Origin of the sequence: Thermohahella caldifontis, from assembly GCF_041153465.1 — a bacterium.
Classification (GTDB): domain Bacteria; phylum Pseudomonadota; class Gammaproteobacteria; order Pseudomonadales; family Oleiphilaceae; genus Thermohahella; species Thermohahella caldifontis.
This window is the reverse complement of record NZ_CP154858.1, coordinates 3,351,305-3,376,621: the sequence shown is the minus strand read 5'-3', so window position 1 is coordinate 3,376,621 and position 25,317 is coordinate 3,351,305. Positions and strand designations below refer to the sequence as shown.

At 61.4% G+C, this 25,317-nt stretch carries 28 protein-coding genes and 1 pseudogene; 16 read left to right on the top strand and 13 right to left on the bottom strand.

Annotated elements, in window-relative coordinates; translation table 11 throughout:
• Window positions 1-130: 130 nt before the first annotated feature.
• Window positions 131-931, top strand: a complete 801-nt coding sequence (locus AAIA72_RS16420) for a substrate-binding periplasmic protein (RefSeq protein WP_369601361.1) — start codon at window positions 131-133, stop codon at window positions 929-931.
• Here AAIA72_RS16420 and AAIA72_RS16415 read toward each other — a convergent pair.
• The 3 genes from AAIA72_RS16415 to AAIA72_RS16405 form a co-directional block, all read right to left on the bottom strand.
• On the bottom strand, window positions 894-1,841 hold the full coding sequence (locus tag AAIA72_RS16415; RefSeq protein ID WP_369601360.1) for a hypothetical protein: 948 nt from the start codon (window positions 1,839-1,841) through the stop codon (window positions 894-896). The two genes, AAIA72_RS16420 and AAIA72_RS16415, sit on opposite strands and share 38 nt — an antisense overlap.
• Before the next feature lie 66 nt (window positions 1,842-1,907).
• A complete protein-coding gene (gene maoP / locus AAIA72_RS16410; protein ID WP_369601359.1) occupies window positions 1,908-2,255 on the bottom strand; it encodes a DUF413 domain-containing protein in 348 nt (115 codons plus the stop codon).
• Window positions 2,256-2,365: 110 nt separating this feature from the next.
• Window positions 2,366-2,836, bottom strand: coding sequence for an SUF system Fe-S cluster assembly regulator (locus AAIA72_RS16405; RefSeq protein ID WP_369601358.1), 471 nt, complete (start codon window positions 2,834-2,836; stop codon window positions 2,366-2,368).
• A 111-nt stretch (window positions 2,837-2,947) separates the two neighbouring features.
• Here AAIA72_RS16405 and sufB point away from each other — a divergent pair, with 111 nt between their 5' ends.
• From sufB to AAIA72_RS16370, 7 genes are all read left to right on the top strand, one after another.
• Window positions 2,948-4,396, top strand: a complete 1,449-nt coding sequence (gene sufB / locus AAIA72_RS16400) for a Fe-S cluster assembly protein SufB (protein WP_369601357.1) — start codon at window positions 2,948-2,950, stop codon at window positions 4,394-4,396.
• Window positions 4,397-4,489: 93 nt separating this feature from the next.
• Window positions 4,490-5,254, top strand: a complete 765-nt coding sequence (gene sufC, locus AAIA72_RS16395; RefSeq protein ID WP_369601356.1) for a Fe-S cluster assembly ATPase SufC — start codon at window positions 4,490-4,492, stop codon at window positions 5,252-5,254.
• A 3-nt stretch (window positions 5,255-5,257) separates the two neighbouring features.
• Window positions 5,258-6,547: a Fe-S cluster assembly protein SufD gene (gene sufD / locus AAIA72_RS16390; protein ID WP_369601355.1), complete on the top strand. Its 1,290-nt coding sequence runs from the start codon at window positions 5,258-5,260 to the stop codon at window positions 6,545-6,547.
• Window positions 6,544-7,776: an aminotransferase class V-fold PLP-dependent enzyme gene (locus AAIA72_RS16385; RefSeq protein WP_369601354.1), complete on the top strand. Its 1,233-nt coding sequence runs from the start codon at window positions 6,544-6,546 to the stop codon at window positions 7,774-7,776. The genes sufD and AAIA72_RS16385 overlap by 4 nt, the downstream gene beginning before the upstream one ends.
• 11 nt (window positions 7,777-7,787) lie before the next feature.
• Window positions 7,788-8,144 carry a HesB/IscA family protein gene (locus AAIA72_RS16380; RefSeq protein WP_369601353.1) on the top strand — a complete coding sequence of 119 codons (357 nt, stop codon included), beginning with the start codon at window positions 7,788-7,790 and terminating at the stop codon, window positions 8,142-8,144.
• Between the two features lie 5 nt (window positions 8,145-8,149).
• A complete protein-coding gene (gene sufT, locus AAIA72_RS16375; protein WP_369601352.1) occupies window positions 8,150-8,686 on the top strand; it encodes a putative Fe-S cluster assembly protein SufT in 537 nt (178 codons plus the stop codon).
• Window positions 8,686-9,165 carry a SufE family protein gene (locus AAIA72_RS16370; RefSeq protein WP_369601351.1) on the top strand — a complete coding sequence of 160 codons (480 nt, stop codon included), beginning with the start codon at window positions 8,686-8,688 and terminating at the stop codon, window positions 9,163-9,165. The genes sufT and AAIA72_RS16370 overlap by 1 nt, the downstream gene beginning before the upstream one ends.
• Here the strand turns inward: AAIA72_RS16370 and AAIA72_RS16365 are convergent.
• Together AAIA72_RS16365 and AAIA72_RS16360 are read right to left on the bottom strand one after the other, a co-directional pair.
• Entirely contained in the window at window positions 9,135-10,325 is a 1,191-nt protein-coding gene (locus AAIA72_RS16365) for a flagellar assembly protein T N-terminal domain-containing protein (RefSeq protein ID WP_369601350.1), read from the bottom strand. The two genes, AAIA72_RS16370 and AAIA72_RS16365, sit on opposite strands and share 31 nt — an antisense overlap.
• Window positions 10,326-10,328: 3 nt before the next feature.
• Complete coding sequence (locus AAIA72_RS16360) at window positions 10,329-10,874, bottom strand: LPP20 family lipoprotein (RefSeq protein WP_369601349.1); 546 nt, start codon at window positions 10,872-10,874, stop codon at window positions 10,329-10,331.
• 124 nt (window positions 10,875-10,998) lie between these two features.
• On the opposite strand from AAIA72_RS16360, the gene traF reads away from it, so the two are divergent.
• The 3 genes from traF (at window position 10,999) to AAIA72_RS16345 (ending at window position 14,853) form a co-directional block, all read left to right on the top strand.
• Entirely contained in the window at window positions 10,999-12,291 is a 1,293-nt protein-coding gene (gene traF / locus AAIA72_RS16355; protein WP_369601348.1) for a conjugal transfer protein TraF, read from the top strand.
• Between the two features lie 44 nt (window positions 12,292-12,335).
• A complete protein-coding gene (locus tag AAIA72_RS16350; protein ID WP_369601347.1) occupies window positions 12,336-13,583 on the top strand; it encodes a multifunctional CCA addition/repair protein in 1,248 nt (415 codons plus the stop codon).
• A gap of 88 nt (window positions 13,584-13,671) precedes the next feature.
• Complete coding sequence (locus AAIA72_RS16345; protein ID WP_369601346.1) at window positions 13,672-14,853, top strand: acetyl-CoA C-acetyltransferase; 1,182 nt, start codon at window positions 13,672-13,674, stop codon at window positions 14,851-14,853.
• 5 nt (window positions 14,854-14,858) lie between these two features.
• Here the strand turns inward: AAIA72_RS16345 and AAIA72_RS16340 are convergent, their stop codons facing one another.
• The gene (locus tag AAIA72_RS16340) at window positions 14,859-15,599 is read right to left on the bottom strand and encodes a substrate-binding periplasmic protein (RefSeq protein ID WP_369601345.1); all 741 of its coding nucleotides are present in this window, start codon (window positions 15,597-15,599) and stop codon (window positions 14,859-14,861) included.
• 135 nt (window positions 15,600-15,734) lie between these two features.
• Between AAIA72_RS16340 and trmL the strand changes: the two genes are divergently transcribed.
• The gene (gene trmL, locus AAIA72_RS16335) at window positions 15,735-16,199 is read left to right on the top strand and encodes a tRNA (uridine(34)/cytosine(34)/5-carboxymethylaminomethyluridine(34)-2'-O)-methyltransferase TrmL (RefSeq protein ID WP_369601344.1); all 465 of its coding nucleotides are present in this window, start codon (window positions 15,735-15,737) and stop codon (window positions 16,197-16,199) included.
• A 63-nt stretch (window positions 16,200-16,262) separates the two neighbouring features.
• Here the strand turns inward: trmL and secB are convergent, their stop codons facing one another.
• The 3 genes from secB to AAIA72_RS16320 are packed head-to-tail and all read right to left on the bottom strand — an operon-like array spanning window position 16,263 to window position 17,437.
• Window positions 16,263-16,730, bottom strand: coding sequence for a protein-export chaperone SecB (gene secB, locus AAIA72_RS16330; protein WP_369601343.1), 468 nt, complete (start codon window positions 16,728-16,730; stop codon window positions 16,263-16,265).
• Window positions 16,731-16,746: 16 nt separating this feature from the next.
• Window positions 16,747-17,010 carry a glutaredoxin 3 gene (grxC, locus tag AAIA72_RS16325; protein WP_369601342.1) on the bottom strand — a complete coding sequence of 88 codons (264 nt, stop codon included), beginning with the start codon at window positions 17,008-17,010 and terminating at the stop codon, window positions 16,747-16,749.
• Between the two features lie 10 nt (window positions 17,011-17,020).
• Window positions 17,021-17,437, bottom strand: a complete 417-nt coding sequence (locus AAIA72_RS16320) for a rhodanese-like domain-containing protein (RefSeq protein ID WP_369601341.1) — start codon at window positions 17,435-17,437, stop codon at window positions 17,021-17,023.
• A 157-nt stretch (window positions 17,438-17,594) separates the two neighbouring features.
• Between AAIA72_RS16320 and gpmM the strand changes: the two genes are divergently transcribed.
• The 4 genes and pseudogenes from gpmM (at window position 17,595) to AAIA72_RS16300 (ending at window position 22,445) form a co-directional block, all read left to right on the top strand.
• Window positions 17,595-19,136 (top strand): 2,3-bisphosphoglycerate-independent phosphoglycerate mutase, encoded by a 1,542-nt coding sequence (gene gpmM / locus AAIA72_RS16315; RefSeq protein ID WP_369601340.1) that lies wholly within the window; start codon window positions 17,595-17,597, stop codon window positions 19,134-19,136.
• Window positions 19,118-20,268: pseudogene (locus AAIA72_RS16310) on the top strand (murein hydrolase activator EnvC). Before gpmM ends, AAIA72_RS16310 begins: the two are co-directional and overlap by 19 nt.
• Window positions 20,269-20,281: 13 nt before the next feature.
• Window positions 20,282-21,634, top strand: a complete 1,353-nt coding sequence (locus AAIA72_RS16305) for a S41 family peptidase (protein WP_369601339.1) — start codon at window positions 20,282-20,284, stop codon at window positions 21,632-21,634.
• Window position 21,635: 1 nt separating this feature from the next.
• Window positions 21,636-22,445, top strand: a complete 810-nt coding sequence (locus AAIA72_RS16300) for a divergent polysaccharide deacetylase family protein (RefSeq protein WP_369601338.1) — start codon at window positions 21,636-21,638, stop codon at window positions 22,443-22,445.
• A gap of 1 nt (window position 22,446) precedes the next feature.
• Here AAIA72_RS16300 and AAIA72_RS16295 read toward each other — a convergent pair whose 3' ends face one another.
• The 4 genes from AAIA72_RS16295 to hisH form a co-directional block, all read right to left on the bottom strand.
• Window positions 22,447-23,040, bottom strand: coding sequence for an outer membrane beta-barrel protein (locus tag AAIA72_RS16295; RefSeq protein WP_369601337.1), 594 nt, complete (start codon window positions 23,038-23,040; stop codon window positions 22,447-22,449).
• Window positions 23,041-23,128: 88 nt separating this feature from the next.
• Window positions 23,129-23,902: an imidazole glycerol phosphate synthase subunit HisF gene (hisF, locus tag AAIA72_RS16290; protein WP_369601336.1), complete on the bottom strand. Its 774-nt coding sequence runs from the start codon at window positions 23,900-23,902 to the stop codon at window positions 23,129-23,131.
• On the bottom strand, window positions 23,902-24,648 hold the full coding sequence (gene hisA / locus AAIA72_RS16285; protein WP_369601335.1) for a 1-(5-phosphoribosyl)-5-[(5-phosphoribosylamino)methylideneamino]imidazole-4-carboxamide isomerase: 747 nt from the start codon (window positions 24,646-24,648) through the stop codon (window positions 23,902-23,904). The genes hisF and hisA overlap by 1 nt, the downstream gene beginning before the upstream one ends.
• A gap of 20 nt (window positions 24,649-24,668) precedes the next feature.
• A complete protein-coding gene (gene hisH, locus AAIA72_RS16280) occupies window positions 24,669-25,307 on the bottom strand; it encodes an imidazole glycerol phosphate synthase subunit HisH (protein ID WP_369601334.1) in 639 nt (212 codons plus the stop codon).
• Between the last annotated feature and the right edge of the window lie 10 nt (window positions 25,308-25,317).

Here is a 25,317-nt window from a genome sequence, read left to right as displayed (position 1 = left end):
AAAACATGTAAAATATGACGCTTCAAGCCGACTTTTAACACAATTTCACACTTAAAACGCTGCCGGAAGTGCCATATCCGTCTAAGAACGGACGCTCCGCAAGGCTATGCTTGAAGGCAGGAGGCCCATCATGATCCGGTTCCGCTGCTGCACACTTCTGATTGCGATCCTGCTCACCTTCCCGGCGCTTGCCCGATCCTGCGAGCGCGCCTACCGGCTCGGCTGGGATCCGTGGCCACCCTACCAGTACGTGAATGAACAGGGTGTACTGACCGGGCTCGACATTGAACTGATGCAGGCCGTGTTCGATGCCATGGGCTGCGAAATCCGCTTTCAGCAACTACCCTGGAAACGGCAGTTGCTGCACCTGCAACGCGGAGAGCTGGATGTGGTGTCGAGTGCCTCCCGAACGGCGGAACGCGAAGCCTTTGGCCGCTACAGCATCCCCCTGCGAACGGAACGGGTCGTGCTGCTGACCCAGCGCAATACCCTGTGGCAAGGCAAGGTCCGCTCACTGTCGGACCTGCAGCACTTGCCCATGCGCCTGGTGGGTACGATCGGCTATTTCTACGGGGACGATTTTGAAGCCCTGCGGCCGGAGCTTCTGGCGCAGAACCGGCTGATGCTGGTCAGCTCAGATCAGTTGGCGTATCAGATGCTTCTGAATGCCCGTGCGGACGCCATGCTTGCCGATCCGGTGTCGGCTGCTGCGGCGCTGCAGTTGATGGGGGAAACAGGCTCTGTCCAGGTGCTCGCCCCTGTCCACGAAGCCCCCACCTATGCCCTCTTTTCGCGCAAGAGCGTGTCCAGGGACTTCGTGGAACAGTTCAACCTGACCGTCGAACAACTGCAGCGCAGGGGCATTCTGCAGGAAATTGTGGCCCGTTATACGCTCAGAGCACCAGCAGAGTCACCAGCAGGAGCGCAGTGAATACCACCAGCCCCACGGCCACCGGCAGCATGGTGGCCACCCAGCGCAGCTGTTCTTCCCAGGACTGACGCACCACATCGGTGACACCCGGCTCCCAGAGCTTGCCGCCACTTTGCGTCGTCGGCGCCGAAACCAGCCGGGCTTCCTGAAGCACCCCCGTCAACACGAAGGCCTTGGACAGACTCTGCCCCTCCGCCACCGCCCGGGCCGCCTGCTGATAACGGGCACGCAGCGCTGCCCGCGGCTCCGTCTCGGCACTCAGGGCCGCGCTCTGGCGCACATCCATGCCGGCCTGAATGCACCAGCCCAGATTGAGCAGGTACTGATAGAGACTGCGCGTCACCACCACCGAGCGCCCCAGAGAAAAGGACTGCAGACGGGTCCACAACGCCGACTCGGGATCAATCCACAATGCCATCAACCGCTTGCCAAGCACCGGCGCCAGCACCACGGCCAGCACACCCAGTCCGGCCAGTACGGCGAGACGCGTGCCCAGGGGACCGACCGAAAGCGACACCACCACCATCAGCGCCAGCCAGAAGAGCCCGTAGATGAACAGCATCTGCCAGATCAGCGCCCGCCCGGAGCGGGCAACGGGCACATAGGCGTCGCAGACCCGGGCAAAGCCTTCCCGGGGCCGTCCGATGGCCAGCGCCAGTGCCAGCATGCGCTGTTCCCAGGGCAGAAACAGGGTGCTCTGCGTCAGCTGGGCAGTCACCACCTCTCCTGCAGCCGCCTGTTCCGCCAGCGCTTCCAGCTCCGCCCGGAAGCAGGCCGGCGAATACCGGGCCACATCCTTCCAGAACGCCGCCAGACGCTCCGGATCCCCGGCTTCCTTGCCGGGCCAGTAACGCCCGAGATTGGCAAAGAGCACGCTCCGGTTGCCCGGCAGGATGGCGGCATATTTCATCAATCTGATCTCCAGACAAAAAAGCCCTGAACATGTCAGGGCCTTATGGTGAACGACCGGAACCGGTCAGTCCATATCAAAATCCGTATAATCCACCAGATCGTCCGAATCCACCGGACGACTCATGGCCGTCACATAGGCCAGACGGGGTTGAGAAATGTACTTCATGTACTTGATCCAGGCCTTTTCCACCGGGGTTTCCGGTTCGATCTCGCCGCTGACCACTGACATGAAATGTTTTTCCGCCTCGGTTTCAGGCTGCTTTTCACCGGTCATCAGCGCCCTGAGCGCGACGCCGCAGTCCTCCAGGATCTGAGCTTCAGCCCGGGTAAATTCTCCGGAGCGCCGGAAGCCCCGTGGAAAGTACTTGTTGTCGAAGTACTTGCGGCCGGTTACGAAATCGTTATCACTCATGCATCAACCCTCGTCAGAAGTCATCCCACCAAGGCAAAGATAGCCCAAATTCTGTCCGGCGCGATTATGTCCAACAACATCCTGCGATACAACCCGAAATTGTGTAAAAATCACGACTCGACGTGTATCGCCGCAATGGGTGCCCGTTCTGCCTTGAGCAGCACGTCACGGCGGGTCATGGGGCGGGCCAGCATGTCGGCCAGCGTAATGCGTTCGAAGATGTCGTTCACCGCCCCGTTCACCACCAGCCAGTTTGCCTGGATGGTACAGTTTCCGGCCACCTCGCATTCCACCTCGGTGCGGCAGCAATCGGTCAGCGCCACACCCCCTTCCACCGCGTGAATGACATCGGCCAGGGTCACGTCCGATGCCGGCCGGCTGAGGCGGTAACCCCCGCGCGCGCCCCTTTCGGACGCCACAACGCCGCCATCCACCAGCAGCTTCATGACCTTGCGGACGGTCGGCACGGTCAGCGCGGTCCGCTCGGCCACCTGCTCCAGCTTGACCAGTTCCGGCCCCAGATCTGCCAGTGCAGCACTGATGAGCAAGCCATAGTCTGCCAGGCGCGCCAATCGAATCATCTGCGGTGTCCTCTGTCGTTCATTACCGAATTGGTATTGATTTGACAACACACATTAACTAATATTGAGGCCAGTGTAAATTCATTCTGCATCCAGACCGCTGGAGCCCCCATGAGCAGCCCAGATACCTCCGTAGAACACCTGATCAAACGCCAGTATGACGCGGGCTTCGTGACCGACATCGAGTCCGATGCGCTGCCGCCCGGCCTCAACGAGGACGTGATCCGCTTCATCTCGGCCAAGAAGAACGAGCCCGAGTTCATGCTCGAATGGCGGCTGAATGCCTACCGGGCATGGCTGAAGATGACCGAGCCGAACTGGGCCCATGTGCGTTATGAGCCCATCGACTACAACGACATCATCTATTACTCGGCCCCCCGGACAAACAAGGACGGCCCCAAGAGCCTGGATGAGGTGGACCCGAAGCTGCTGGAAACCTACGAAAAGCTGGGCATTCCGTTGCATGAGCGCGCAGCCCTCGCCGGCGTGGCAGTGGATGCGGTGTTCGACTCTGTCTCCGTGGCAACCACCTTCAAGGAGAAGCTGTCCGAGGCAGGCGTCATCTTCTGCCCCATTTCCGAGGCCATCCGGGACTATCCGGAGCTGGTCCGGAAATATCTGGGCAGTGTGGTGCCGGTGAAGGACAACTTCTTCGCCGCGCTCAACTCCGCCGTATTCAGTGACGGCTCCTTTGTGTACGTGCCCAAGGGCGTGCGCTGCCCGATGGAACTGTCCACCTACTTCCGCATCAATGCGGCGAAAACCGGACAGTTCGAGCGCACCCTGATCATTGCCGACGAAGGCAGCTACGTCTCCTACCTGGAAGGCTGCACCGCGCCCATGCGCGACGAGAACCAACTGCATGCCGCCGTGGTGGAACTGGTGGCCCTGGGCGACGCCGAGATCAAGTACAGCACGGTGCAGAACTGGTACCCCGGTGACGAGGAAGGTCGTGGCGGCATCTACAACTTCGTCACCAAGCGCGGCCTCTGTGCCGGCCCGCGCAGCAAGATTTCCTGGACCCAGGTGGAAACCGGCTCGGCCATCACCTGGAAATACCCCAGTGTCATCCTCAAGGGCGATGACAGCGTGGGTGAATTCTACTCCGTGGCCCTGACCAACAACCGTCAGGAAGCGGACACCGGCACCAAGATGATCCACATGGGCCGCAACACGCGCAGCACGATCATCTCCAAGGGCATTTCAGCCGGCCGCAGCCAGAACACTTACCGCGGCCTGGTCCGCATCTCGCCCAAGGCGGAAGGTGCACGCAACTTCACCCAGTGCGACTCGCTGCTGATCGGCTCCGAATGCGGGGCACACACCTTCCCCTACATCGAGAGCAAGAACAGCCGTGCGGTGGTGGAACACGAGGCGACCACCTCCAAGGTGAGCGAGGATCAGCTGTTCCTCTGCCAGCAGCGCGGCATTGACCCGGAGCGGGCGGTCTCCATGATCGTCAACGGCTTCTGCAAGGAAGTCTTCAAGGAGCTGCCGATGGAGTTTGCGGTGGAAGCCGGCAAGTTGCTGGAAGTCAGCCTCGAAGGCGCCGTGGGCTGACAAGGCCCCGACGCCGGGATCCAATACGACCATGAGAGCGCCCCAAGGCGCCGATGACCCTGACCGAATTCTGAATTGCTGTGAGAACCTGACATGCTGAACATTGAAGACCTGCGCGCACGCGTGGAGGACAAAGAAATCCTGCGCGGCCTGAACCTGCACGTACGACCCGGCGAAGTCCATGCCATCATGGGCCCGAACGGTTCGGGCAAGAGCACCCTGACCCACGTCCTGGCGGGCAAGGACGGCTATGAAGTGACCGGCGGCCGTGTCACGTTCAAGGGCAAGGACCTGTTGTCCATGGCCCCCGAAGAACGCGCACGGGACGGCCTGTTCCTGGCGTTCCAGTACCCGGTGGAAATTCCCGGCGTCAGCAACCTGCAATTCCTGCGCACGGCCGTGAACAGTGTCCGCAAGGCACGCGGCCAGAACGAGCTGGATGCGGCCGCATTTCTGAAGCTGGCCCGCGAAAAGGCCCGGGAAGTGAATCTGCCTGCCGACTTTCTCAAGCGCGGCGTGAACGAAGGCTTCTCCGGCGGCGAGAAGAAGCGCAACGAAATTCTCCAGATGCTGCTGCTGGAGCCCAGCCTGATGCTGCTGGACGAAACGGACTCCGGTCTCGACATCGATGCCCTGCAAACCGTGGCCCACGGCGTCAACACCATGCGCAGCCCGGACCGGGCCATCGTACTCGTGACCCATTATCAGCGCCTGCTGGATTATATCGTTCCCGATTACGTGCACGTACTGGCCAAGGGGCAGATCATCAAGTCCGGCGGCCGTGAACTGGCACTGGAACTGGAAGAGAAAGGCTACGGCTGGCTCGGCATCCAGGAAGACACGGACACACAGGGGTAAGCCATGAACGCACCCGTTTTGCCACAGGACGCCCTGCGCGAACACATTCAGGATCATGCACGCCTGCTGGCGCAGACGCCCGACAGCCTGGAACCGCTGCGCCATGCCGGACGCGAAGCCCTGAAAGACCGCATCCTGCCCAACCGCAAACTGGAGGCCTGGCGTTATACCTCCATCTTTCCGCTGGTGGAAGCCGGTGCCCTGCGGCACATGCTCGACGCGGAAGATCCGGAACCGGCAGCCTTGTCCTCACCGAACCGGATCGTCTTCGTCAACGGCCATCTGGCCTCCGTCAGCATCGAGGACGATGGTGTCAGCGTCCGCACCTTCGACGAACTGGACGACGCCGAGCAGCAAGCTTTTCTGGAAACCTGCGCACAGTTGCACAAGGTGCCCGAGCACCCCATGGCGGTGGTCAATCAGGCCCTGCTCAGCGAGGCGCTCCTGATCGAGGTGGATGACAGCGTCAGTCTCCAGCATCCGCTGGTCATCGACTATCAGATGAAAGGGGATGTACCCGGCAGTGCCCATCCCCGCCTCTGGCTCCGGCTCGGTCGCTTCGCCCGGGCGGATCTGATCGAGCACTTCAGCCCGCAACCGGCCGGCCAGTTGCTCAACAGCCTGATGCACGTCGATCTCGCTCCGGAGGCCCGCGCCACCCATACCCTGCTCCTGCCGGAAGCCGATGGGTTTGCCGTACACGGGGTACATGCCCGTATCCGGCGCAGCAGCCACCTGGCACTGAACACCTGCGCCACCGGCGGCGGCCTCCGCCGGCTGGATCTCTCCGTCCAGCACATCGAAGAAGGCGCTGCCCTGCAGCTCAATGGTGTGTATCTCACCCGGGAAAAACAGCATTTCGATGTCCGCGCGGTCGTCGACCACGTGGCGGCGCACTGCGAGACGGACGAACTCTGGCGCGGCATCATTGCCGATGAAAGCCGGGCCATCTTCAACGGCCGGATTCACATCCACCCGCATGCCCAGAAAACCCGGGCGGAAATGAACAACAACAATCTGCTGCTTTCCGACCGCGCCGAAGTGGATACGAAGCCGGAACTGGAAATCTACGCGGATGACGTCAAGTGTGCCCATGGCGCCACGGTCGGCAGCCTGGACAGCACCGCCTTGTTCTATTTCCAGAGTCGCGGCATTGACCGCGCCGAAGCTTTCCGTATGCTCAGCGGTGCCTTCATTCGTGCCGTCGTCGAGGCCTTCCCGGAAGACAGCAGTCGTGATCTGGCCACAACGCTGGCCGAAAGCTTTCACACACGCATCGCGGAGCGCGCATGAACGACATGAGCCTGCACGCCGTCAGCACACTGCGGGAAGACTTTCCGATCCTGAACCAGACTGTTCACGGCAAACCGCTGGTGTACCTGGACAATGCCGCCACCTCCCAGAAACCCCGAGCCGTGCTGGCGGCGCTGGAAGCCTATTACGCCCGGGACAACGCCAATGTTCACCGCGGCGTTCACACCCTCAGTCAGCGCGCCACCGATCATTTCGAAGCCGCCCGGGAAACCGTGCGGGCCTTCCTCAATGCCCGGGAGCAGGCAGAAATCATCTGGACGCGGGGCACCACCGAGGCCATCAACCTCATTGCCCAGAGCTGGGGACGCAGCCACATCCGGGAAGGCGATCTGATTGTCATCACGGCGCTGGATCACCACTCCAACATCGTGCCCTGGCAGATCCTCGCACAACAGACCGGCGCACGCCTGGCGGCCGTTCCCGTGACGCCGGAAGGTCGTCTGGACCGGGACGCCTGGCTTGCCCTGCTGGCGCAGGAACCGAAACTGGTCGCCTTCGGCCATGTCTCCAACGCCATCGGCACCCGCAACCCGGCTGCGCAGATGGTACAGGAAGCACGGCAGGCCGGCGCCGTCACCGTCGTGGATGGCGCCCAGTCCACGCCCCATTTCACCGTGGACGTCCAGGCGCTGGGATGTGACTTCTATGCCTTTTCCGGCCACAAGGTCTTCGGCCCCACCGGCATCGGCGCGCTCTATGGCCGCCGCGAACGGCTGGAAGCCATGCCGCCCTGGCACGGCGGTGGCGAGATGATCGAACACGTCACGCTCGAGGGATTTACCCCCAATGTGCTGCCGTTCAAGTTTGAAGCCGGGACACCGGCCATTGCTCAGGCCATTGGCCTGGCAGCCGCCATCGACTACCTGAACGCTCAGGATCGTCAGGCACTGGAAGCCCATGAACAGCATCTGCTGAAGCTGGCCACCGAAGGGCTTCGGGAACTGCCCGGCGCGCGCATCATCGGCGATCACGACGACAAGGTGGCGGTACTCTCGTTCCTCATCGACGGCACCCATCCGGCGGATATCGGCACCCTGCTGGACCAGCAGGGCATCGCGGTACGCACCGGGCATCACTGCACCATGCCGCTCATGCAGGCACTGGGCATACCGGGCACCGTACGTGCCTCCTTTGCCTTCTACAATACCGAAGACGACGTGCAACGCCTCATCCAGGGGCTGCACAAGGCACTCAAATTCCTGCTGTAACGGAGGGCACCATGACAGTTGAAACCTTTAACCCGACATTGCAGCTGACGGTCACTGAAGCCGCCAGAGCGCATATCCGCAATCAGTTGAGCCGCCACCCCGAGGCACAGGGATTGCGCCTGTATGTCAAGGAAAGCGGCTGTTCCGGCTTCATGTATCAGGTTGACCTGGCCAATGAGGTCAACGCCGGTGATCAGATCTGGGAAGAGGACGGTGTACGCATCGTGGTGGATGCCGGGAGCCTGCCCTACGTCAACGGCACGAAGATCGACTTCGTCAAGGAAGGGCTCAATGCCAGCTTCCGTTTCGACAATCCCCGTGCCAGCGGCGCCTGCGGCTGCGGCGAAAGCTTCGCCTTTGACGAGTGAGCGCCATGGAACGAGAAGTTGTACTGACCAAACGGGACACCGAAGCCCTGCTTGTTCCCTCGGGAACGCCCATTACCATTCCCAAGGACACCTTCGTGACCATCACCCAGGCACTGGGCGGTCACTTTACCGTTGCCGTCAACGGTAATCTGGCACGGATAGATGCCAAGAATGCGGATGCCCTCGGCAAGGAACCGCCGAAGATGGATTACGACGATGTGGTCGAGGGGGAAGTCAACATCAACCATGTCTGGGACGCCCTGCGCAGTGTCTTCGACCCGGAAATCCCGGTCAACGTCGTCGACCTGGGGCTGATCTACGGGGTGGACATCCGCAAGGAGAACGGCAAGAATCACGTCTACATCCGCATGACGCTGACCGCGCCGGGCTGCGGCATGGGCCCCTCCATCGCAGAGGACGTCAGGCGCCGGGTCGAAGCGGTTCCCAACGTGGATGGCGTGGATGTGGAACTGGTCTTCGATCCGCCCTGGAGCAGTGATCGCATGAGTGATGAAGCCAAACTCGAACTGGGAATGTTCTGATGACGACAGCCGTACCCGACGCTTCGCTTTTTGATGCCAACCCCATGGGCCAGACCGTCACCCTGGACGAAGTGCTGGACAACTTCGAATTCTTTGATGACTGGGAAGATCGCTACGGCTACGTCATTGATCTGGGCAAGCAGCTGCCTCGTCTGCCGGATGAATTCCGCACCGAGGACCGCCTGATCCGGGGCTGCCAGAGTCAGGTCTGGATGGTCAGCCGGTATGACCCGGATAGCGGCCGCATGCGCTATGTGGTGGACAGCGATGCCCTCATCGTCCGCGGTCTGGCCGCCATCGTCCTCTGCGCGCTCAACAACCGCACGCCGGCGGAAGTCGCCGCCACGGACATGGAAGCCATCTTCGAGCGCCTGTCACTGCTCAAACATCTCAGTCCCACGCGAGGCAATGGTGTCCGGGCCATGGTACAGAAGATGAAGGAAGCCGCTCACCACGCGATCAGCACATCATCCCGTTGAATGTTCAGGCGACTGGGGTTCCGGGGAAAGGTCGCAATGGCAAAATCCGGCTGCACCTGGACAACCTTCACCGCCAGACTCACGTCCCGCAGTTCCGTGCCCTTGAGCCGCGTACCATCGTAGATGAGGCGTGAACGGTAGACACGGAACTGATCGCCCGGCCGTATGCCGGCATTGGCCCCCGAATCCAGCAACAGCCGCAGATCCTCCACCTGCTTGATGCGAGTCATGAAGGGCTGGCAGCGCAGGGTATCGGCCAGATCATCCGCTGCCCGTTCCAGCAGGCGCTCCACCTGCTCGCCATAGGGCTGACTCAGAAAACGGTCTGACGCAAACACCACCGGCAGGGCCGGGTCCAGCGTCCACTCCCCTGAAGTCGTGTATTCGTTGCGGTAGATGAGTGCGCCACTGAAACCGTCGTGCACGAACACATCCAATACAAACCGGCGCGACCGGTCAGCCCACGGGGTCAGACGCCAGGCGGTCTTCACCACGCTGGATCCGAAGGTTTCCGGCGACGTCAGGCTGGCATCCCGTACCACCGTGGACACGACAAACTGGGCGCCCAGTTCGCGGGAAATATCCACGGCCTGGGTGAGCGTGCGCTGATCCGTTTCATGGGCGGGCGCATTGTTCCAGTCCTGATAGATGCCAAGATGAGAGGCCTGAAGCACCTCCACACCCGGCGCTCGCAGCAGACTGCGCTGCAAGCGTGCCGGCAAACCTCTGCCGATCCCGGTCAGCCCGCCCCATCCGGCCCGGTCCGGGTGCGCCACCGCCGTACCCATGAGCACCACCCGCTTGCGGTAGGTATTGACGGCGCGGCCGTCACAGGCCGGTGCCGCCACCATGTCCGCCCGGACAATCATTCGGACCCGGTCCGGCAGCACCTCTTCACGCTCCACCACGACCCGGCGCGCCCGGGCCTGGCTGGTCACCTCGAGCGTGGACCGGATCAGCTCACCATCACGCAGTTCATCATAGGAGGTGACATGCGCCTCGAACAGCAACGCCGCCTGACCCAGCGCGGCCTTGTGTGCGGCCGCCCGGGCCTGGTTGACGTCGCCGTCAATGATGGGTGCCTCGCCTCGGGCCGTCACCCAGTCCGCCCGTGCAGACAGGGCCAGGCACAGCCCCGCTATCAGCCAGAACCCGCGCATGGTCTACTCCTTGTCAATGTAGTAGTGCGCGCCGCCCAGTCCGGTGCCGCCATTGGACAGCGAGAGCTGCGGATCACCATGGGGAAGCGGCATGCGGCATTCTTCGGTGTAGCGGAAGTAGTTCACGTTGGTCAGGCAGAGACGGAACTTCGGCTCCAGCACCACCTCCAGCACCGTTTCAAACCCGCCGCTCCTGAGCTCGGATACGCTCACGACCCGTGCGCCACGGATCACGCTGTCCACGAAGGTCTTGAAGGTGTCCTCCTGAAGAACCAGGTCGCGCACAGTGGAATTGCCATAAATCACGGTGCCGTAGATCCGCTCCGCCAGCGCACGGTAGGCATCCAGCTTGGAGGCACGCATGGCCAGAAGACGCTTGCGCGGGTCCATCCGGTCCTTGGTGTCCGAATAGGTACCATAGCCGGTCACGCGGACCACAATGGGATCCATCCTGGCCACCGCCTGCTCCTCCGGTGAAGGTACGGGTTCCATCAGCGCCGCACAGCCGCTCAAGAGGGTCAGCAGACCCGCCAGCATGATTTGCTTCATCAGTTCACCCCTGCAAAGGTTTGCCGTTCGTTCCGGTTACAGTCAGTAATGAAATGATCATGCCAACTCCGGAAATGTTCGGCTAGCATTAGACCGAAAGGTTCATGCCAGAGAGGAGTGTACGATGAAGAAACTTTTGCTGACCGTCCTTGCCTGTGCCACAGCCACCCTTCAGGCCGCGCCCCTGCCCGCGGGTGATGCGCGTAGCTTTGCCATGGGTGGAACCGGCACCGCTGCCAGTCACCCCAATGCCGCGGCCATACTGAATCCGGCCCTGATGTCCCTGCCCCAGCCACCCAGCCGGGACAACTTTGGCCTGAGCCTGCAGGTTGGTGCCATCGTGGCTGCCGATAACGAGCTGGTGGATGACGTGGATGCCTTCCAGAACAGCAACGTCTGGGACAAACTGGATCAGGCCATTCAGGATTTCAACAACCTGAACGATGGCAGCCCCACCAAGGCCCAGATTGACGCAGCCCTGGACAAGGTCATTGCGGCCGGTGAAGAAGCTGACCGGCTGCTTTTACAGATCGACCGGGACGCCCTGCGCGCGGACCTGCAGGGTTCACTGGCGCTGGTGATCCCGCGCGGCCAGGGCATCAGTTTCGGTGTCTTTGCCGACACCAGCGTGGAAGCCAGTGGCATTGCGCGTTACGAGGACAGTCCGCTGATCCGGTCCATCATTTCGACCGCAAAGGATATCCAGAACAATACCAAGCCTTCATCCACCGATCTCGCCGATCTCGGCAGCACTCCTCAATCCAACGGTGAAGCCCTGGTACTGGCCCTCACGGAAGTGGGATTTGCCCTGTCACGCCCCGTCACCCTGGGTGGCCAGACATGGTATCTCGGCGCGTCGCCAAAGGTACTGAACATCCGGACCTTTGACTACAAGGCCGACGTGAACACCTTTGATGACAGCGACTTTGACGCCAATGACTACGAAAGCAACACTTCCACCTTCAACCTGGACCTCGGTGCCGCACGCACCTTTGGCCCGGACGGAGATGTGGTGGTGGGCTTCAGCGTCAAGAACCTGATCCCGAAGGATGTGGAAACCAAGCGCGGACGCAAGGTCAGCATTGACCCGGTTGCCCGGGTGGGCGTGGCACTGAACCGGGCGACCTGGACAGTCACCGGCGACCTGGAACTGCTGAAGACCAAACGTGCCGGATTTGAAGGCGACAAGCAGTACCTGCGCCTTGGCGCCGAGTGGGCACCGGTCACCTGGTTTGCCCTGCGTGCCGGCGTCGCCCATAACCTGGCCTCGGACAATTCGGAAAGCGACAGCATTGCCAGCACCACACAGGGCACGGCGGGACTGGCCTTCTCCGTTCTGGGCATGGGCCTGGACATCACCGGTGCGATGTCTGACAAGGACGTGGGGGGCTCCGTTCAGCTGACGGCCGTTTACTAATGCATCCGGCTTGAGTACCCTGTCAGCCTTTCGGAGGACAGCGTATGCAAGCCTATCTCGTCGGGGGTGCCGTACGCGACCGGTTGCTGGGCCTTGAGGTCAAGGACCGCGACTGGGTCGTTACCGGCGCCACCCCGGAAGACATGCTCAGGGCCGGCTACCGGCAGGTGGGTGCGGAATTCCCCGTTTTCCTGCACCCGGAAACGGGTGAGGAATATGCGCTGGCCCGAACCGAACGCAAGGCCGGCAAGGGCTACAAGGGCTTTATCTGTGACTTCTCTCCGGAGATTCGTCTCGAAGACGACCTGCTTCGCCGGGATCTCACCATCAACGCACTGGCCCAGGATGAACAGGGCCGGATCATTGATCCCTGCGGGGGCCTGAAGGATCTGGAAGCCCGCATCCTGCGCCACATCTCTCCCGCATTCGTGGAAGATCCCCTGCGCGTGCTGCGCGTCGCCCGCTTTGCCGCCCGCTTTGCCTCCCTGGGCTTTACCATCGCCCCGGAAACCCTCCGCCTCATGCGCCAGATGAGCGAAGCCGGAGAGCTGGATACGCTTACCCCCGAGCGGGTCTGGCAGGAAACCGAACGGGCACTGGCCTCCGCGTCACCCCGGGTGTACATTGACGTCCTGCACCAGTGTGGTGCCCTGCGCGTGATTTTCCCCGAACTGGACCGGTTGTTCGGTGTCCCTCAGGTGGAAACCTGGCACCCGGAAGTGGACACGGGGTTACACGCACTGCTCAGCCTTGAACAGGCCGCACGCCTGACCCCCGATACGTCCCTGCGCTGGGCAGCGCTCGTTCACGACCTGGGCAAGGGCCTCACCCCCAGATCCGAATGGCCGCGTCACATCGCCCACGAAAAGCGTGGCCTCAAGCCTGTCCGGGCACTCTGCGAACGGCTCCGCGCACCACGCCGGCATCTGGATGCCGCCCTGCTCGCCTGTGAGTACCACACCCATGTGCACCGGGCCCTGGAACTGAAGCCTTCCACCGTGTTGCGCCTGTTCCGGGCCTGCGACCTGTGGCGCCGTCCGGAACGCCTGGAAGGCCTGTTGATTGTGGCCGAAGCGGACGCCCGGGGCCGGACGGGCCGGGAACATCTGCCCTACCCCCAGGCCGACTGGCTGCGCACCCTGGCCCGGGCCGCACGGCAACCGGATCCCCGCGAACTGGTTGCACAGGGGCTGACCGGCAAGGCCCTGGGAGAGGCACTGGACAAGGCCCGCCTCGAGGCCATCCGGCGGGCCAGCTCCAACCGCCCCCCGGGCTCGACCAATCGCCAATGATGCCCGTCATCAGATTGCAGTATGCTTGTGACACGCTGATCCGTCAGTGGTTGCAGGACAACATCCCATCACATCAGGAGGATTCATCATGACACGAGTAGCCATCGTTGCCGCCCGTCGCACCCCCATCGGCGCCTTCAACGGCAGTCTCGCCAGCCTCAGGGCCTCGGACCTCGGCACGGTCGTCATCCGCGACCTGCTCGAACAGACCGGATTGAAGCCCGAACAGATTGACGAAGTCCTGCTGGGCCAGGTCCTGACAGCCGGCTGCGGCCAGAATCCGGCACGCCAGTCTGCCATTCATGCCGGTCTGCCCCACAGCACGCCCGCCATGACCATCAACAAGGTCTGCGGCTCCGGCCTCAAGGCGGTACACCTGGGCGCACAGGCCATTCTTCTGGGCGATGCGGACATCATCATCGCCGGCGGTCAGGAAAGCATGAGCCAGTCTCCCCACGTCCTGCCCCACTCCCGGGATGGTCAGCGCATGGGCCCCTGGAACATGGTGGACACCATGGTGAATGACGGCCTCTGGGACGCCTTCAACGACTATCACATGGGAATCACGGCCGAAAATCTGGCGGAAAAATACGCCCTGACCCGCGAAGCACTGGACGCATTTGCCGCACAGTCCCAGCAAAAGGCCCAGGCTGCCATGGAAGCCGGTCGTTTCCGTGACGAGATCGTTCCGGTTGAAGTACCGCAGCGCAAGGGCGATCCCCGCATCGTGGATACGGACGAAAACCCGCGCCCGAACACCACGGCGGAGCAACTGGCCAAACTGCGCCCGGCCTTCAGGAAGGATGGCGTCATCACCGCTGGCAACGCCTCCTCCCTCAATGACGGCGCGGCAGCCGTCGTACTCATGAGCGAACGCAAGGTCAGGGAGCTGGGCCTGGAACCGCTGGCCTGGATTGCAGCCTGGTCCAATGCCGGGGTGGATCCGTCCATCATGGGCATCGGCCCGGTACCCGCTACCCGTCGCTGCCTGGCCAAGGCGGGCTGGCAGGTGGACGATCTGGATCTGGTGGAAGCCAACGAAGCCTTCGCCGCTCAGGCCATGGCCGTCAACAAGGATCTGGGCTGGGATACCGGCAAGGTCAACGTCAACGGTGGAGCCATTGCACTGGGCCATCCCATCGGCGCCTCCGGTTGCCGGATTCTGGTCACGCTGCTCCACGAAATGAAGCGCCGCGACGCGAAGAAAGGGCTTGCAACCCTCTGCATCGGCGGCGGCATGGGCGTTGCACTGGCGGTCGAGCGCGACTGACCGGCTCACTCGGGCAGCGTTTCGGCGCTGCCCTCTCGGATATTCACGTCAAGCAGGCCTTCGAGGCGCTTCTGCCACTCTCCGGTGGATTTCAACTCTCTTATCCGCTTCGCCAGGCGCTCCGCCAATGCCGCATGGCGTTCATTCAGATAGTGGTAGACATCAAAGCTGGCCAGTGTTGCAGAACGGTACATCTCTCCCGGCATCAGCCCCTGACGTCGCACCGCCATCGCCACAATCTCATCCGGCAGGATGATCGCATCCACCCGTTGCCGGTCCAGCATTTCGAACAGGCTTCTGACCGTGGAACTCCAGATCACCTCGCCGTCCAGGTTCGCTTCTGCCAGCAACATGCCCCTCAGTGCCGCGATACGCATGCCCTTCAGATCATTCCAGCTTTTCACCCCGCTGATGCCCGGATGAAACCCCCAGGCGCCGACATGGATGGTCAGCAAGGGTTCGGGCACCGGTACCAGATGAGGAAACTCGGATCTGGGCAGAGCGATGCGCACCAGCTCGCCGTCCACCCGACCGGAATTGGCTTCCATCAATGACCGGCGTCCGGGCAGCCGCCTGACCTCAAAGGACAGCCCTTCCGCTTCATACAGTCCCTGCATCAGCGTTGCCACCCCCTCCATGATCGGTGACTCATAGTCAAAGGTGCTCAGGATCAGCTTCTGGGCGCTGGCCTGTACCGACCACATCAGGAGGCTCCACAGCACCCACCTCCCGATCCGTTCCATCATGTCTTCGTCTCCATCACAATTTGCTTGCATGCCGCCTTGTGGTTCCGTTGAAGCATAGCGCATCCCCATGCATTGCTCCACGCTTGCCTCTCGCCCGAGAGCCGATACACTGTGCCCGTCAGACAGGAGTGCCCCATGCTGCATATCATCCTTTACCAACCCGAAATTCCGCCCAACACCGGAAACATTATCCGTCTGTGTGCCAATACGGGCGCCCGGCTCCACCTCATAGAGCCGCTGGGTTTCATCTGGGAAGACAAGCGCCTGCGCCGTGCCGGCCTGGATTATGACGAGTTTGCCCGCGTGCAGCGCCATCTGTCACTGGATGACGCGCTGGCGGCCATCGGCCCGGCCAACGTCTACGCCTTCACGACCAAGGGCAGCCGGCTCTACCATACCGCCCGCTTTCAGCCCGGGGATGCCCTGCTCTTCGGTCCTGAAACCCGTGGCCTGCCTGACACGGTACTCAACCAGTTTGATGCGGACCACCGTCTGCGCCTGCCCATGCAGCCCCACAGCCGCAGCCTGAACCTGTCCAATACCGTTGCCGTTGCGCTTTACGAAGCCTGGCGGCAGTGCGGGTTTGTGTCCGGAGGCTGAGCAACAACCGAAAAAAATGCCGCTCATCGCGGCATTTTTTTCCGGGATCCAACCGGTGCCAGGTCAGTTCGTCTGAGCGCCGGCCTGCTGCTTCTGGATCGCCTCGGCATAGATGGCATCAAAATTGATCGGCTGCAGCATCAGCGCCGGGAAGGAACCCTTGATGACGACTGAGTCGATGGCTTCACGTGCATAGGGGAACAGGATGTTCGGACAGAATGCGCCCAATGTGTGTGCCAGCTGCTGCGGCGCCAGACCGTCGATCAGGAAAATGCCGGCCTGCTGCACTTCCACCAGAAAGGCTGTCTTGTCACCCAGCTTGGCCGTGATGGTGAGAGTCAGCACCACTTCCCACTGGTTGTCACTGAGCTGGGTATTGTTGGTGTTCAGATCCATGCCCACCTGAGGCTGCCACTCGGTCTGGAAAATGAGCGGAGAATTCGGGGATTCGAAAGACAGGTCCTTCAGATACAGCCGCTGAAGCGCGAATGCGGGTTGCTTGCCCTGGGCTTGTGCGTTGTTTTCTGCCATTGTTGTTCTACCTTGTTCAGTTGCTGGCCCGGCCCAGCATCTCGTCCAGCCGGCCGGTACGTTCCAGTTCCATCAGATCGTCACAGCCACCCACATGTTCCCCATTGATCCAGATCTGGGGAACCGTATGGCGGCCACTCTTTTCCATCATCTCCTGCCGCAGCTGAGGGTTGCCATCCACGGCAATCTCCTCGAAGTCCACCCCCTTGCTCTTGAGCAGTTGGCGGGCCCGGATGCAGAAGGGACAAAATCGGGTTGTATAGAGTACTACCTCGGCCATCCGTGCACCATTACTTCTTGGCAAGCGGCAGATTCTGCGCCTGCCACTCGGCAATGCCGCCTGACAGCCGCACCACATTGGCATAGCCCTTCTCGCGCAACTGCTTGGCCACGGTTGCGGAGTGCTGCCCCATCTTGTAGGCAATGATCAGCGTCTTGCCCTTGAAGCGATCCAGTTCGGTTGCCCGCTCGAGGATCTTGGCCATGGGAATGTGAACGCTCCCCTTGATATGGCCCGAGCCGTAATCCTTCTTGTCACGGATGTCCACCACAACCGCTTCCTCGCGGTTGAGCAGGAGGACGGCCTGCTGCGGGCTCACGGTCTGCCCGGCACGCAGACGCTCAATCCACCACAGTGCCAGCAACAGTCCGGCAAAGGTACTGCTCAGAATCCAATGCTTGGTGACAAACAGAATAAAATGCTCCATGGCCCTGCTCATTGTTGGAAAGGACCGGCATTATACACAGCTGCCCGGGAAAGCGCCAAGGTCAGGCACCCCGTCACGGCATTGCATTTCCTTCCACACACCCGTTTGAGGTAAAATCACCACACCGACCGTCAATCACGTTTGGAGCAGCTGTTCTATGACCACGCGCATACCCACCATGCTCATCATTCTCGATGGCTGGGGTTACAGGGAAGACACCACCAACAATGCGATTGCCAACGCACGCAAGCCCTTCTGGGACCGCATCTGGAAGGAACGCCCCCACACCCTCATCAACACCTCGGGCATGGCCGTCGGCCTGCCGGAAGGGCAAATGGGCAACTCCGAAGTGGGTCACATGAATCTGGGGGCCGGCCGTGTGGTCTATCAGAACTTCACCCGCATCACCAAGGCCATTGAAGACGGCACCTTCCAGACCAATCCGGTGCTGGTCAACGCCATCGACAAGGCCGTACAGGCCGGCAAGGCGGTGCACGTCATGGGCCTGCTCTCGCCCGGCGGCGTGCACAGCCATGAAGACCACCTGTTCGCGGCCCTGAGACTGGCACACAGCCGCGGAGCACGGCGGATCTACCTGCATGCCTTCCTGGACGGCCGCGACATGCCGCCGCGCAGTGCCGAACCGTCGCTGGAGAAGGCTGACGCCGTGTTTGCCGAACTCGGCTGTGGCCGGACGGCCTCCATCGTGGGCCGCTATTACGCCATGGACCGCGACAATCGCTGGGACCGGGTCGAGAAGGCCTACAATCTGCTCACCCTGGGCGAAGCCCCCTTCACGGCGGCTCGCGCTGCCGACGGGCTGGCTGCCGCCTATGAGCGCGGTGAGGATGACGAATTTGTCCAGCCTACCCGGATTCAGGCGGAAGGTCAGGAAGACGCCGCCATTGAGGATGGCGATACAGTCCTGTTCATGAACTTCCGCGCCGACCGAGCCCGGGAACTGAGCCGCGCCTTCGTCGAAGACAACTTCGGCGGGTTTGAGCGCAAGGCCCGGCCGGCGCTGTCAGACTTTGTGATGCTGACCGAGTACGCCGAGGACATTCCCGCAAGCTGCGCCTACCCGCCCGAGACACTGGTCAATACCCTGGGCGAATACCTGTCGAAGCTGGGCAAGACACAGCTTCGCATTGCCGAGACGGAAAAATACGCACACGTCACCTTCTTCTTCAGTGGTGGCCGTGAAGAACCCTTCGGGGGTGAAACCCGCAAGCTCATTCCTTCACCTCAGGTAGCCACCTACGACCTGAAGCCCGAAATGAGCGCGCCGGAAGTGACGGATGAACTGGTCAAGGCCATCCATTCCGGTGACTACGACCTGATCGTCTGCAACTACGCCAATGGTGACATGGTCGGCCACACAGGTGTCTACGAGGCCGCCGTGAAAGCCGTGGAGACGCTCGACACCTGTCTGGCACGGGTGGCGGAAGCCCTGGAGGCCGTTGGCGGTCAATGCCTGATCACCGCCGATCATGGCAATGCGGAAATGATGGCTGACCCCGCGACGGGACAGCCTCATACTGCGCACACCACGGATCCGGTGCCGCTGATCTACATCGGCCCCAGAGCAGTCAGCCTGCGTGACGGCGGCCGGTTGAGCGATATCGCGCCGACGCTTCTCCAGCTGATGGACCTGGACATTCCCAAAGAAATGAGCGGTGAATGCCTGCTCGCATCCTGATTCTCCTTCTTGGTCTGCTGCTGATTTCCGGCACCCCCGCACGGGGTGCCGGCTGGGAAGACAATACCGAAGATCAGGCCAGGCTGGAGTCCATCCGCAAGCAATTGGCCAACCTCCAGGGATGGATGGGCCAGGCACGTGCCCGTCAGTCCCGCCTCGAACGTGAGCTGGCCGACCTGGAGCGCGACATCCAGGCCCTGACCCGGACCGCCCGGCAACTTGCCGAAGAAACGGAAGCCATTGAAAAGGAACTGGATGACCTGCGCAATCGCGAGCAGGCGCTGAGCCGGGATCTCGACGTTCAGACCCGGCAACTGGGCAAGGCGTTGAGGGAGCAGTGGAAACTGGGGCAGCAACCTGCTCTCAAGCTCATGCTCAGCGGCAACTCCCCTGCAGACATTGACCGCATGCTCACCTACCTGCGCAAGACCGGCGAAGCGCGTCAAGCACTGATCCGGCGCACCCGCGCGCTCATGGAGGAGATTCGCAAGGTGCGGGCAGATATCCTCGGGCGCAACCAGGCCCTGCTGGAGCGCAAGGCCGCGGCGGAAAAGAACCGTGCGCGGCTGGCCGAACGCAAGGCGGAACGCACCCGCCTGTTGGCCGCACTGCAAAAGGACATTTCAGGCAAGGCCGGCCAGATCAGCAAGCTCGAACGGGATCAGAAGGAACTGGAAAGCCTGGTTCAGGAAGTGGAAAAATCCCTCACTGAACTCGACCGGTCACCCGACGCGCGCCCCTTCGCCCAGCTCAGGCGCAAGCTCCCCTGGCCCCTGGAAGGGGAAATTGTCAGGCGCTTCGGCGAGCAGTTTCAGAGTGGCGCACGCTCCACCGGCATGGTCATCGCAGCCAGACCGGAGGCACCGGTCAGGGCCATCCATCACGGCCGGGTCATTTTCGCGGACTGGCTGCGCGGCTTCGGCCTGCTGATGATTCTTGATCACGGTGATGGTTATATGTCACTGTATGGTTATAATCAGGCACTGCTCAGATCCCCCGGGAATGGGTCCGCAGTGGTGACGTGATCGCCAGTGCCGGCACCAGCGGTGGGCAGGAAAAAAGCGGGCTATACTTTGAGATACGCCACAAAGGCAAGCCGGTAAACCCGCTATCATGGCTTTCGAAACGCTGAAACAAGGATTCGCATGTTCACACCCCGTATTCGCCACGCATTGATTGCACTGTTCTCCGTCGCCCTGCTCCACTCTCCTGTCCGGGCGGACAGCCCGGAACCCGCACCGGTAGCGGACAAGGCCGCCCCCGCAGGACTGCCGCTGGAAGATTTGCGGCGCTTCGTGGATGTCTATGACCGCATCAAGAAAGCCTATGTGGAACCCGTGGATGACAAGACGCTGCTCAACAACGCGATCCGGGGCATGCTCAGCGGTCTGGATCCCCATTCCGCCTATCTGGAGCCCACTGCATTCGAAGACCTGCAGGAAACCACCACCGGGGAGTTCGGCGGCCTGGGCATCGAAGTGGGTCAGGAAGACGGTTTCATCAAGGTCATCTCGCCGATTGATGACACGCCCGCCCACAAGGCCGGCATTCAGGCGGGCGACCTGATCATCAAGATCGACAACGAAACCACCAAGGACATGACGCTGGACGAAGCCGTCAAGCGCATGCGCGGCGCACCGGGTACCCAGATCAGGCTGACCGTGGTACGCAAGGGCGAGAGCGCGCCACTGGAGATCACCATCACACGTGATGTCATCCGTGTGCGCAGCGTCAAGACCCGGGATCTGGGCAACAGCTTTGGCTACATCCGTATCACCCAATTCCAGGCCCAGACCGGCCACGATTTCGAGAAGGCTGTTGAGAAGCTGCTGAAGGACAACAAGGGTGAGCTCAAGGGCCTTGTGCTGGATCTGCGCAACAACCCCGGCGGCATTCTGCAGGCGGCGGTGGAAGTGGTGGATGCACTGGTGGACGAGGGTCTCATTGTCTATACGGAAGGACGCATCAAATCCAGCAAGCTTCGCTTTGTGGCAACCCCCGGTGACCTGCTCAACGGTGCGCCGGTGGTGGTACTGATCAACGGCGGTTCGGCCTCTGCCTCGGAGATTGTCGCCGGTGCCCTGCAGGATCACCGCCGGGCGCTCATCATGGGTACGCAGAGCTTCGGCAAGGGCTCCGTCCAGACCATCCTGCCACTGGACAGTGACTACGGCCTGAAGCTCACCACCGCGCGCTACTACACACCCAACGGCCGCAGCATTCAGGCCAGGGGCATTGTCCCGGATGTGGAAGTCGGGATGGCCCAGATCAAGGAAGTGAAGAATCAGGGCTTCATCAAGGAAGCGGAGCTCTCCGGACATCTCTCGGGCAGCAGCGAGACCAGCGATACCCCGGACCCGGAAGCTGCCGACACACCGGATCAGGAAGTGCAGACTCTGCTGGACCGGGACTTCCAGCTTCGCGAAGCACTCAATCTGCTCAAGGGCCTGAGCATCATGAAGGCCGCTTACCAGCCTGCGGCCGCTGACGGAAGCTGACATGCGGTACTGGCTGAGCGCTGTCCTGCTGTTGGTGTCTCTGCTTGCCCGCGCCGAGGCACCGCCGCCCACCATCGCCATCATCATTGATGACCTGGGCAACCAGGGGGCGCTGGGCGAACGCCTGCTGCGCATTCCGGTGCCCATGACGCTCGCATACCTGCCCTACCGGCCCTTTACCGAACGGCAGGCGCGCATGGCACCGAAATATGGCAAGGAAGTCATGCTGCATATTCCCATGGAAAACACCAAGGGCCTTCCTCTGGGCGCCGGGGCCATCACCCTTGGTATGAGCCCCTGGGCCGTGATGCAGACGCTGCGGGATGCGCTGCGTGTCATCCCCAACGTGGAAGGCGTCAACAACCACATGGGCAGCGCCTATACGGCAGACCGCAAGCACATGGACTGGATCATGACCGAACTGCGGCAGTATCCGCTGTATTTTGTGGACTCCCGCACCACGGCGGAAACGGAAGCCTACAGTGCCGCCCAGGCGGCCGGGATTCCCGCGCTCTCCCGTGATGTGTTTCTGGACAATGAAGTCAACACGGCATCCATCGACGCCCAGTTCCGACGCTTGCTGGAAATCGCCCGCAAGACCGGACACGCTATTGCCATTGGGCACCCGCATCCGGAGACTGTCGCCTATCTCGAAAAGGTATTGCCCACTCTGGACGCGCAAGGCATTGCCATTGCCACCGTAAAGGGGCTCTGGCTTCAGAAGTATAACGGGGTGGCCATGCACTTCCCTGTGCAGCGCTGGCCTTCACAAAACCAGCTGGCGTCTCTGCCGAAGCAGGTGTCACGCTGATTCAATAGGTGTGATAGATACCCATACGGAAGGAGGTGATGGAGGCATCAACCCCATCATCTTTCTTTCCATAATGGTCTGAAAAATCCAGTGCAACACCCCACTTCGGGCTCACCTGAATATCTGCACCAATTCCTACATATACATCGCCATCCGTATCTGACAGAGATCCAAAGTCTTTGAGGTTAACCTTGAGGTTGACCTTGTTATACCCCACAGAAAGACGCGGTGCCACCTTTCCAAAGGGATACTGAAATACCAGATTGACGGCTGCGTAATGGTCAATTTCCCATGTTACAACGTCCGTATTTGCTGAGAAGCTGCCCAGGGAAACATCCGACTCGTCATCATTGGTACCCACACCAAAGCGTCCCTCAAGCGCTACGTAGCGATTGAGATAGCCCTTCCACCACACTTCTGCCAATTGCGGAGAAGAGCCCATGCTTACCTTTTCTGAGCCCAAATCAACTTCAAAGTCCAAATTTGCAAGACCATATCCCAGCCCCATATGGCCCTGACCAAACTCTCCGACCTCAGCCGCAAGACCCGTGTTTGCCATCCAGACCAACGCTCCTGCGAGCACAACCTTCCTCATGATTACTAACTCCTTAAATTCCTAAAAAACAGCGCCCAAAAGGCGCCGCATTCTCGGAAATAAATTCAGAGTGAGCAACAACTTACGGCTACAGGCGAACCTCTATCCCCTGTGCTGCCATGAAGGCCTTGGCTTCCGGGATGGTATGCTGACCGAAGTGAAAGATGCTGGCGGCCAGTACCGCATCGGCCTTGCCCTGCAACACACCGTCAGCCAGATGCTGCAGATTGCCAACGCCTCCCGAGGCGATCACGGGCACCGGTACCGCCTCGCTGACCGCACGCGTCAGGGCAAGATCAAAGCCGTTCTTGGTGCCGTCCCGATCCATGCTGGTCAGCAGGATTTCGCCGGCTCCCAGCTTTACCATGCGCTGCGCCCATTCCACCGCATCCAGACCGGTGGGCTTGCGCCCGCCGTGGGTAAAGATTTCCCAACGTAACGGTTCACCTTCAGCATTGACCTGCTTGGCGTCAATGGCCACCACGATGCACTGACTGCCAAAACGCTGTGCCGCCTCACCGACAAATTCAGGATTGAATACGGCGGCTGTATTGATGCTGACCTTGTCGGCACCGGCATTGAGCAGGTTGCGGATGTCCTCCAGCTTGCGAACGCCACCGCCCACGGTCAGCGGAATGAACACCTCGCTGGCCATGCGCTCCACCGTATGCAGCGTGGTTTCCCGGTCCTCGTGGCTGGCCGTGATATCCAGGAAGGTGATTTCGTCGGCGCCCTGCTCATCGTAACGGCGGGCCACCTCCACGGGATCACCCGCGTCGCGGATGTCCACAAACTGAACACCCTTGACCACCCGTCCCTTGTCCACGTCAAGGCACGGGATAATGCGTCTGGCCAGCCCCATCAGTTGCCCCCCGGCACGTTCTCATCGCACCAGCGCTGGGCTTCCGCCAGATCCAGCGTCCCTTCATAAATCGCCCGGCCTGTGATCACGCCGATGATGCCGGCAGATGCCACGGCCGCCAGGCTGCGGATGTCATCCATATTGGTGACGCCACCGGAGGCAATGACCGGCATGCCGGACTCGCGCGCCAGCTCCGCCGTTGCCTCGACGTTGACACCCTGCATCATGCCATCACGGGCAATGTCGGTGTAGATGATGGCCGAGACTCCGACATCCCGGAAATCCCGGGCCAGATCCGTTGCCAGCACCTCGCTCACTTCGGCCCAGCCTTCAGTGGCCACACGCCCGTTCTTTGCATCAATGCCGACAATCACATGTCCCGGGAAGGCCTTGCAGGCCTCTTCCACAAAGGCCGGATTCTTCACGGCCATGGTGCCGATGATGACCCACTTCACCCCGGCCTTCAGGTAGTATTCGATCGTGTCGAGCGAGCGGATACCGCCACCGATCTGAATGGGCAACTCCGGCCAGGTGCGCGCAATCTCGGTCACCACATCACCGTTGACGGGCTTGCCGGCAAAGGCGCCGTTGAGATCCACCAGATGCAGCCGTCTGGCGCCGGCGTCGACCCACTTGCGGGCCATGTCCACGGGGTTGGATGAGAATACCGTGGAGTCTTCCATGCGTCCCTGTTTCAGGCGCACACAGGCGCCATCCTTGAGATCAATTGCGGGAATAATCAGCATATCGGTTCGCCTGTCCTGTCTCAGGGTGCCCAGCGGGCAAAATTGGCCAGCAGCGCCAGACCGGCCTGCTGACTTTTTTCCGGATGAAACTGTGTTGCAAAGATATTGTCCCGGGCGACAGCGGCTGCCAGCCCGACACCGTATTCGCAGCGGCCCACGACGCCGTCCGAATCCGCAGGCACATAGTAACTGTGCACGAAGTAGAAGCGCGTGCCATCGTCAATGCCCTGCCAGAGAGGGTGCGCCTGCGTCTGCCAGACCTGATTCCAGCCCATGTGAGGCACTTTCAGCCGGTTGCCATCCGCATCCAGAAGCGGATCACCGAAAAAGCGTACCGGATCGTCAAAGAGCCCGATGCAGGGTACGCCGCCGTTTTCCTCACTGTCGCGCATCAGGGCCTGCATGCCCACACAGATCCCCAGCAGCGGCCGGCCGGAACGGACCACGTCCTTGACCAACTCGTCAAATCCCAGCCGGCGGATCTCTGCCATGCAGTCACGAATGGCACCCACACCGGGAAACACCACACGGTCTGCCTGACGTACAATCTCCGGGTCAGCCGTCACGACAACACGGGCATCGCCAGCGGCATGTTCAAGTGCCTTGGCCACCGAGTGCAGGTTACCCATCCCGTAATCCACTACAGCAATCCGGTTCACGGCCATGTCC

Coding starts and splice junctions, on each gene's coding strand:
- AAIA72_RS16360 (WP_369601349.1), bottom strand. CDS start 10,874: ATGAAGCAAATCATGCTGGCGGGTCTGCTGACCCTCTTGAGCGGCTGT.
- hisA (WP_369601335.1), bottom strand. CDS start 24,648: ATGCTGATTATTCCCGCAATTGATCTCAAGGATGGCGCCTGTGTGCGC.
- sufB (WP_369601357.1), top strand. CDS start 2,948: ATGAGCAGCCCAGATACCTCCGTAGAACACCTGATCAAACGCCAGTAT.
- AAIA72_RS16385 (WP_369601354.1), top strand. CDS start 6,544: ATGAACGACATGAGCCTGCACGCCGTCAGCACACTGCGGGAAGACTTT.
- AAIA72_RS16420 (WP_369601361.1), top strand. CDS start 131: ATGATCCGGTTCCGCTGCTGCACACTTCTGATTGCGATCCTGCTCACC.
- AAIA72_RS16405 (WP_369601358.1), bottom strand. CDS start 2,836: ATGATTCGATTGGCGCGCCTGGCAGACTATGGCTTGCTCATCAGTGCT.
- AAIA72_RS16295 (WP_369601337.1), bottom strand. CDS start 23,040: ATGAGGAAGGTTGTGCTCGCAGGAGCGTTGGTCTGGATGGCAAACACG.
- AAIA72_RS16350 (WP_369601347.1), top strand. CDS start 12,336: ATGCAAGCCTATCTCGTCGGGGGTGCCGTACGCGACCGGTTGCTGGGC.
- grxC (WP_369601342.1), bottom strand. CDS start 17,010: ATGGCCGAGGTAGTACTCTATACAACCCGATTTTGTCCCTTCTGCATC.
- traF (WP_369601348.1), top strand. CDS start 10,999: ATGAAGAAACTTTTGCTGACCGTCCTTGCCTGTGCCACAGCCACCCTT.
- sufT (WP_369601352.1), top strand. CDS start 8,150: ATGGAACGAGAAGTTGTACTGACCAAACGGGACACCGAAGCCCTGCTT.
- AAIA72_RS16305 (WP_369601339.1), top strand. CDS start 20,282: ATGTTCACACCCCGTATTCGCCACGCATTGATTGCACTGTTCTCCGTC.
- AAIA72_RS16370 (WP_369601351.1), top strand. CDS start 8,686: ATGACGACAGCCGTACCCGACGCTTCGCTTTTTGATGCCAACCCCATG.
- AAIA72_RS16415 (WP_369601360.1), bottom strand. CDS start 1,841: ATGAAATATGCCGCCATCCTGCCGGGCAACCGGAGCGTGCTCTTTGCC.
- gpmM (WP_369601340.1), top strand. CDS start 17,595: ATGACCACGCGCATACCCACCATGCTCATCATTCTCGATGGCTGGGGT.
- secB (WP_369601343.1), bottom strand. CDS start 16,730: ATGGCAGAAAACAACGCACAAGCCCAGGGCAAGCAACCCGCATTCGCG.
- AAIA72_RS16340 (WP_369601345.1), bottom strand. CDS start 15,599: ATGATGGAACGGATCGGGAGGTGGGTGCTGTGGAGCCTCCTGATGTGG.
- AAIA72_RS16380 (WP_369601353.1), top strand. CDS start 7,788: ATGACAGTTGAAACCTTTAACCCGACATTGCAGCTGACGGTCACTGAA.
- AAIA72_RS16300 (WP_369601338.1), top strand. CDS start 21,636: ATGCGGTACTGGCTGAGCGCTGTCCTGCTGTTGGTGTCTCTGCTTGCC.
- sufD (WP_369601355.1), top strand. CDS start 5,258: ATGAACGCACCCGTTTTGCCACAGGACGCCCTGCGCGAACACATTCAG.
- AAIA72_RS16320 (WP_369601341.1), bottom strand. CDS start 17,437: ATGGAGCATTTTATTCTGTTTGTCACCAAGCATTGGATTCTGAGCAGT.
- trmL (WP_369601344.1), top strand. CDS start 15,735: ATGCTGCATATCATCCTTTACCAACCCGAAATTCCGCCCAACACCGGA.
- maoP (WP_369601359.1), bottom strand. CDS start 2,255: ATGAGTGATAACGATTTCGTAACCGGCCGCAAGTACTTCGACAACAAG.
- AAIA72_RS16345 (WP_369601346.1), top strand. CDS start 13,672: ATGACACGAGTAGCCATCGTTGCCGCCCGTCGCACCCCCATCGGCGCC.
- hisF (WP_369601336.1), bottom strand. CDS start 23,902: ATGGGGCTGGCCAGACGCATTATCCCGTGCCTTGACGTGGACAAGGGA.
- sufC (WP_369601356.1), top strand. CDS start 4,490: ATGCTGAACATTGAAGACCTGCGCGCACGCGTGGAGGACAAAGAAATC.
- AAIA72_RS16365 (WP_369601350.1), bottom strand. CDS start 10,325: ATGCGCGGGTTCTGGCTGATAGCGGGGCTGTGCCTGGCCCTGTCTGCA.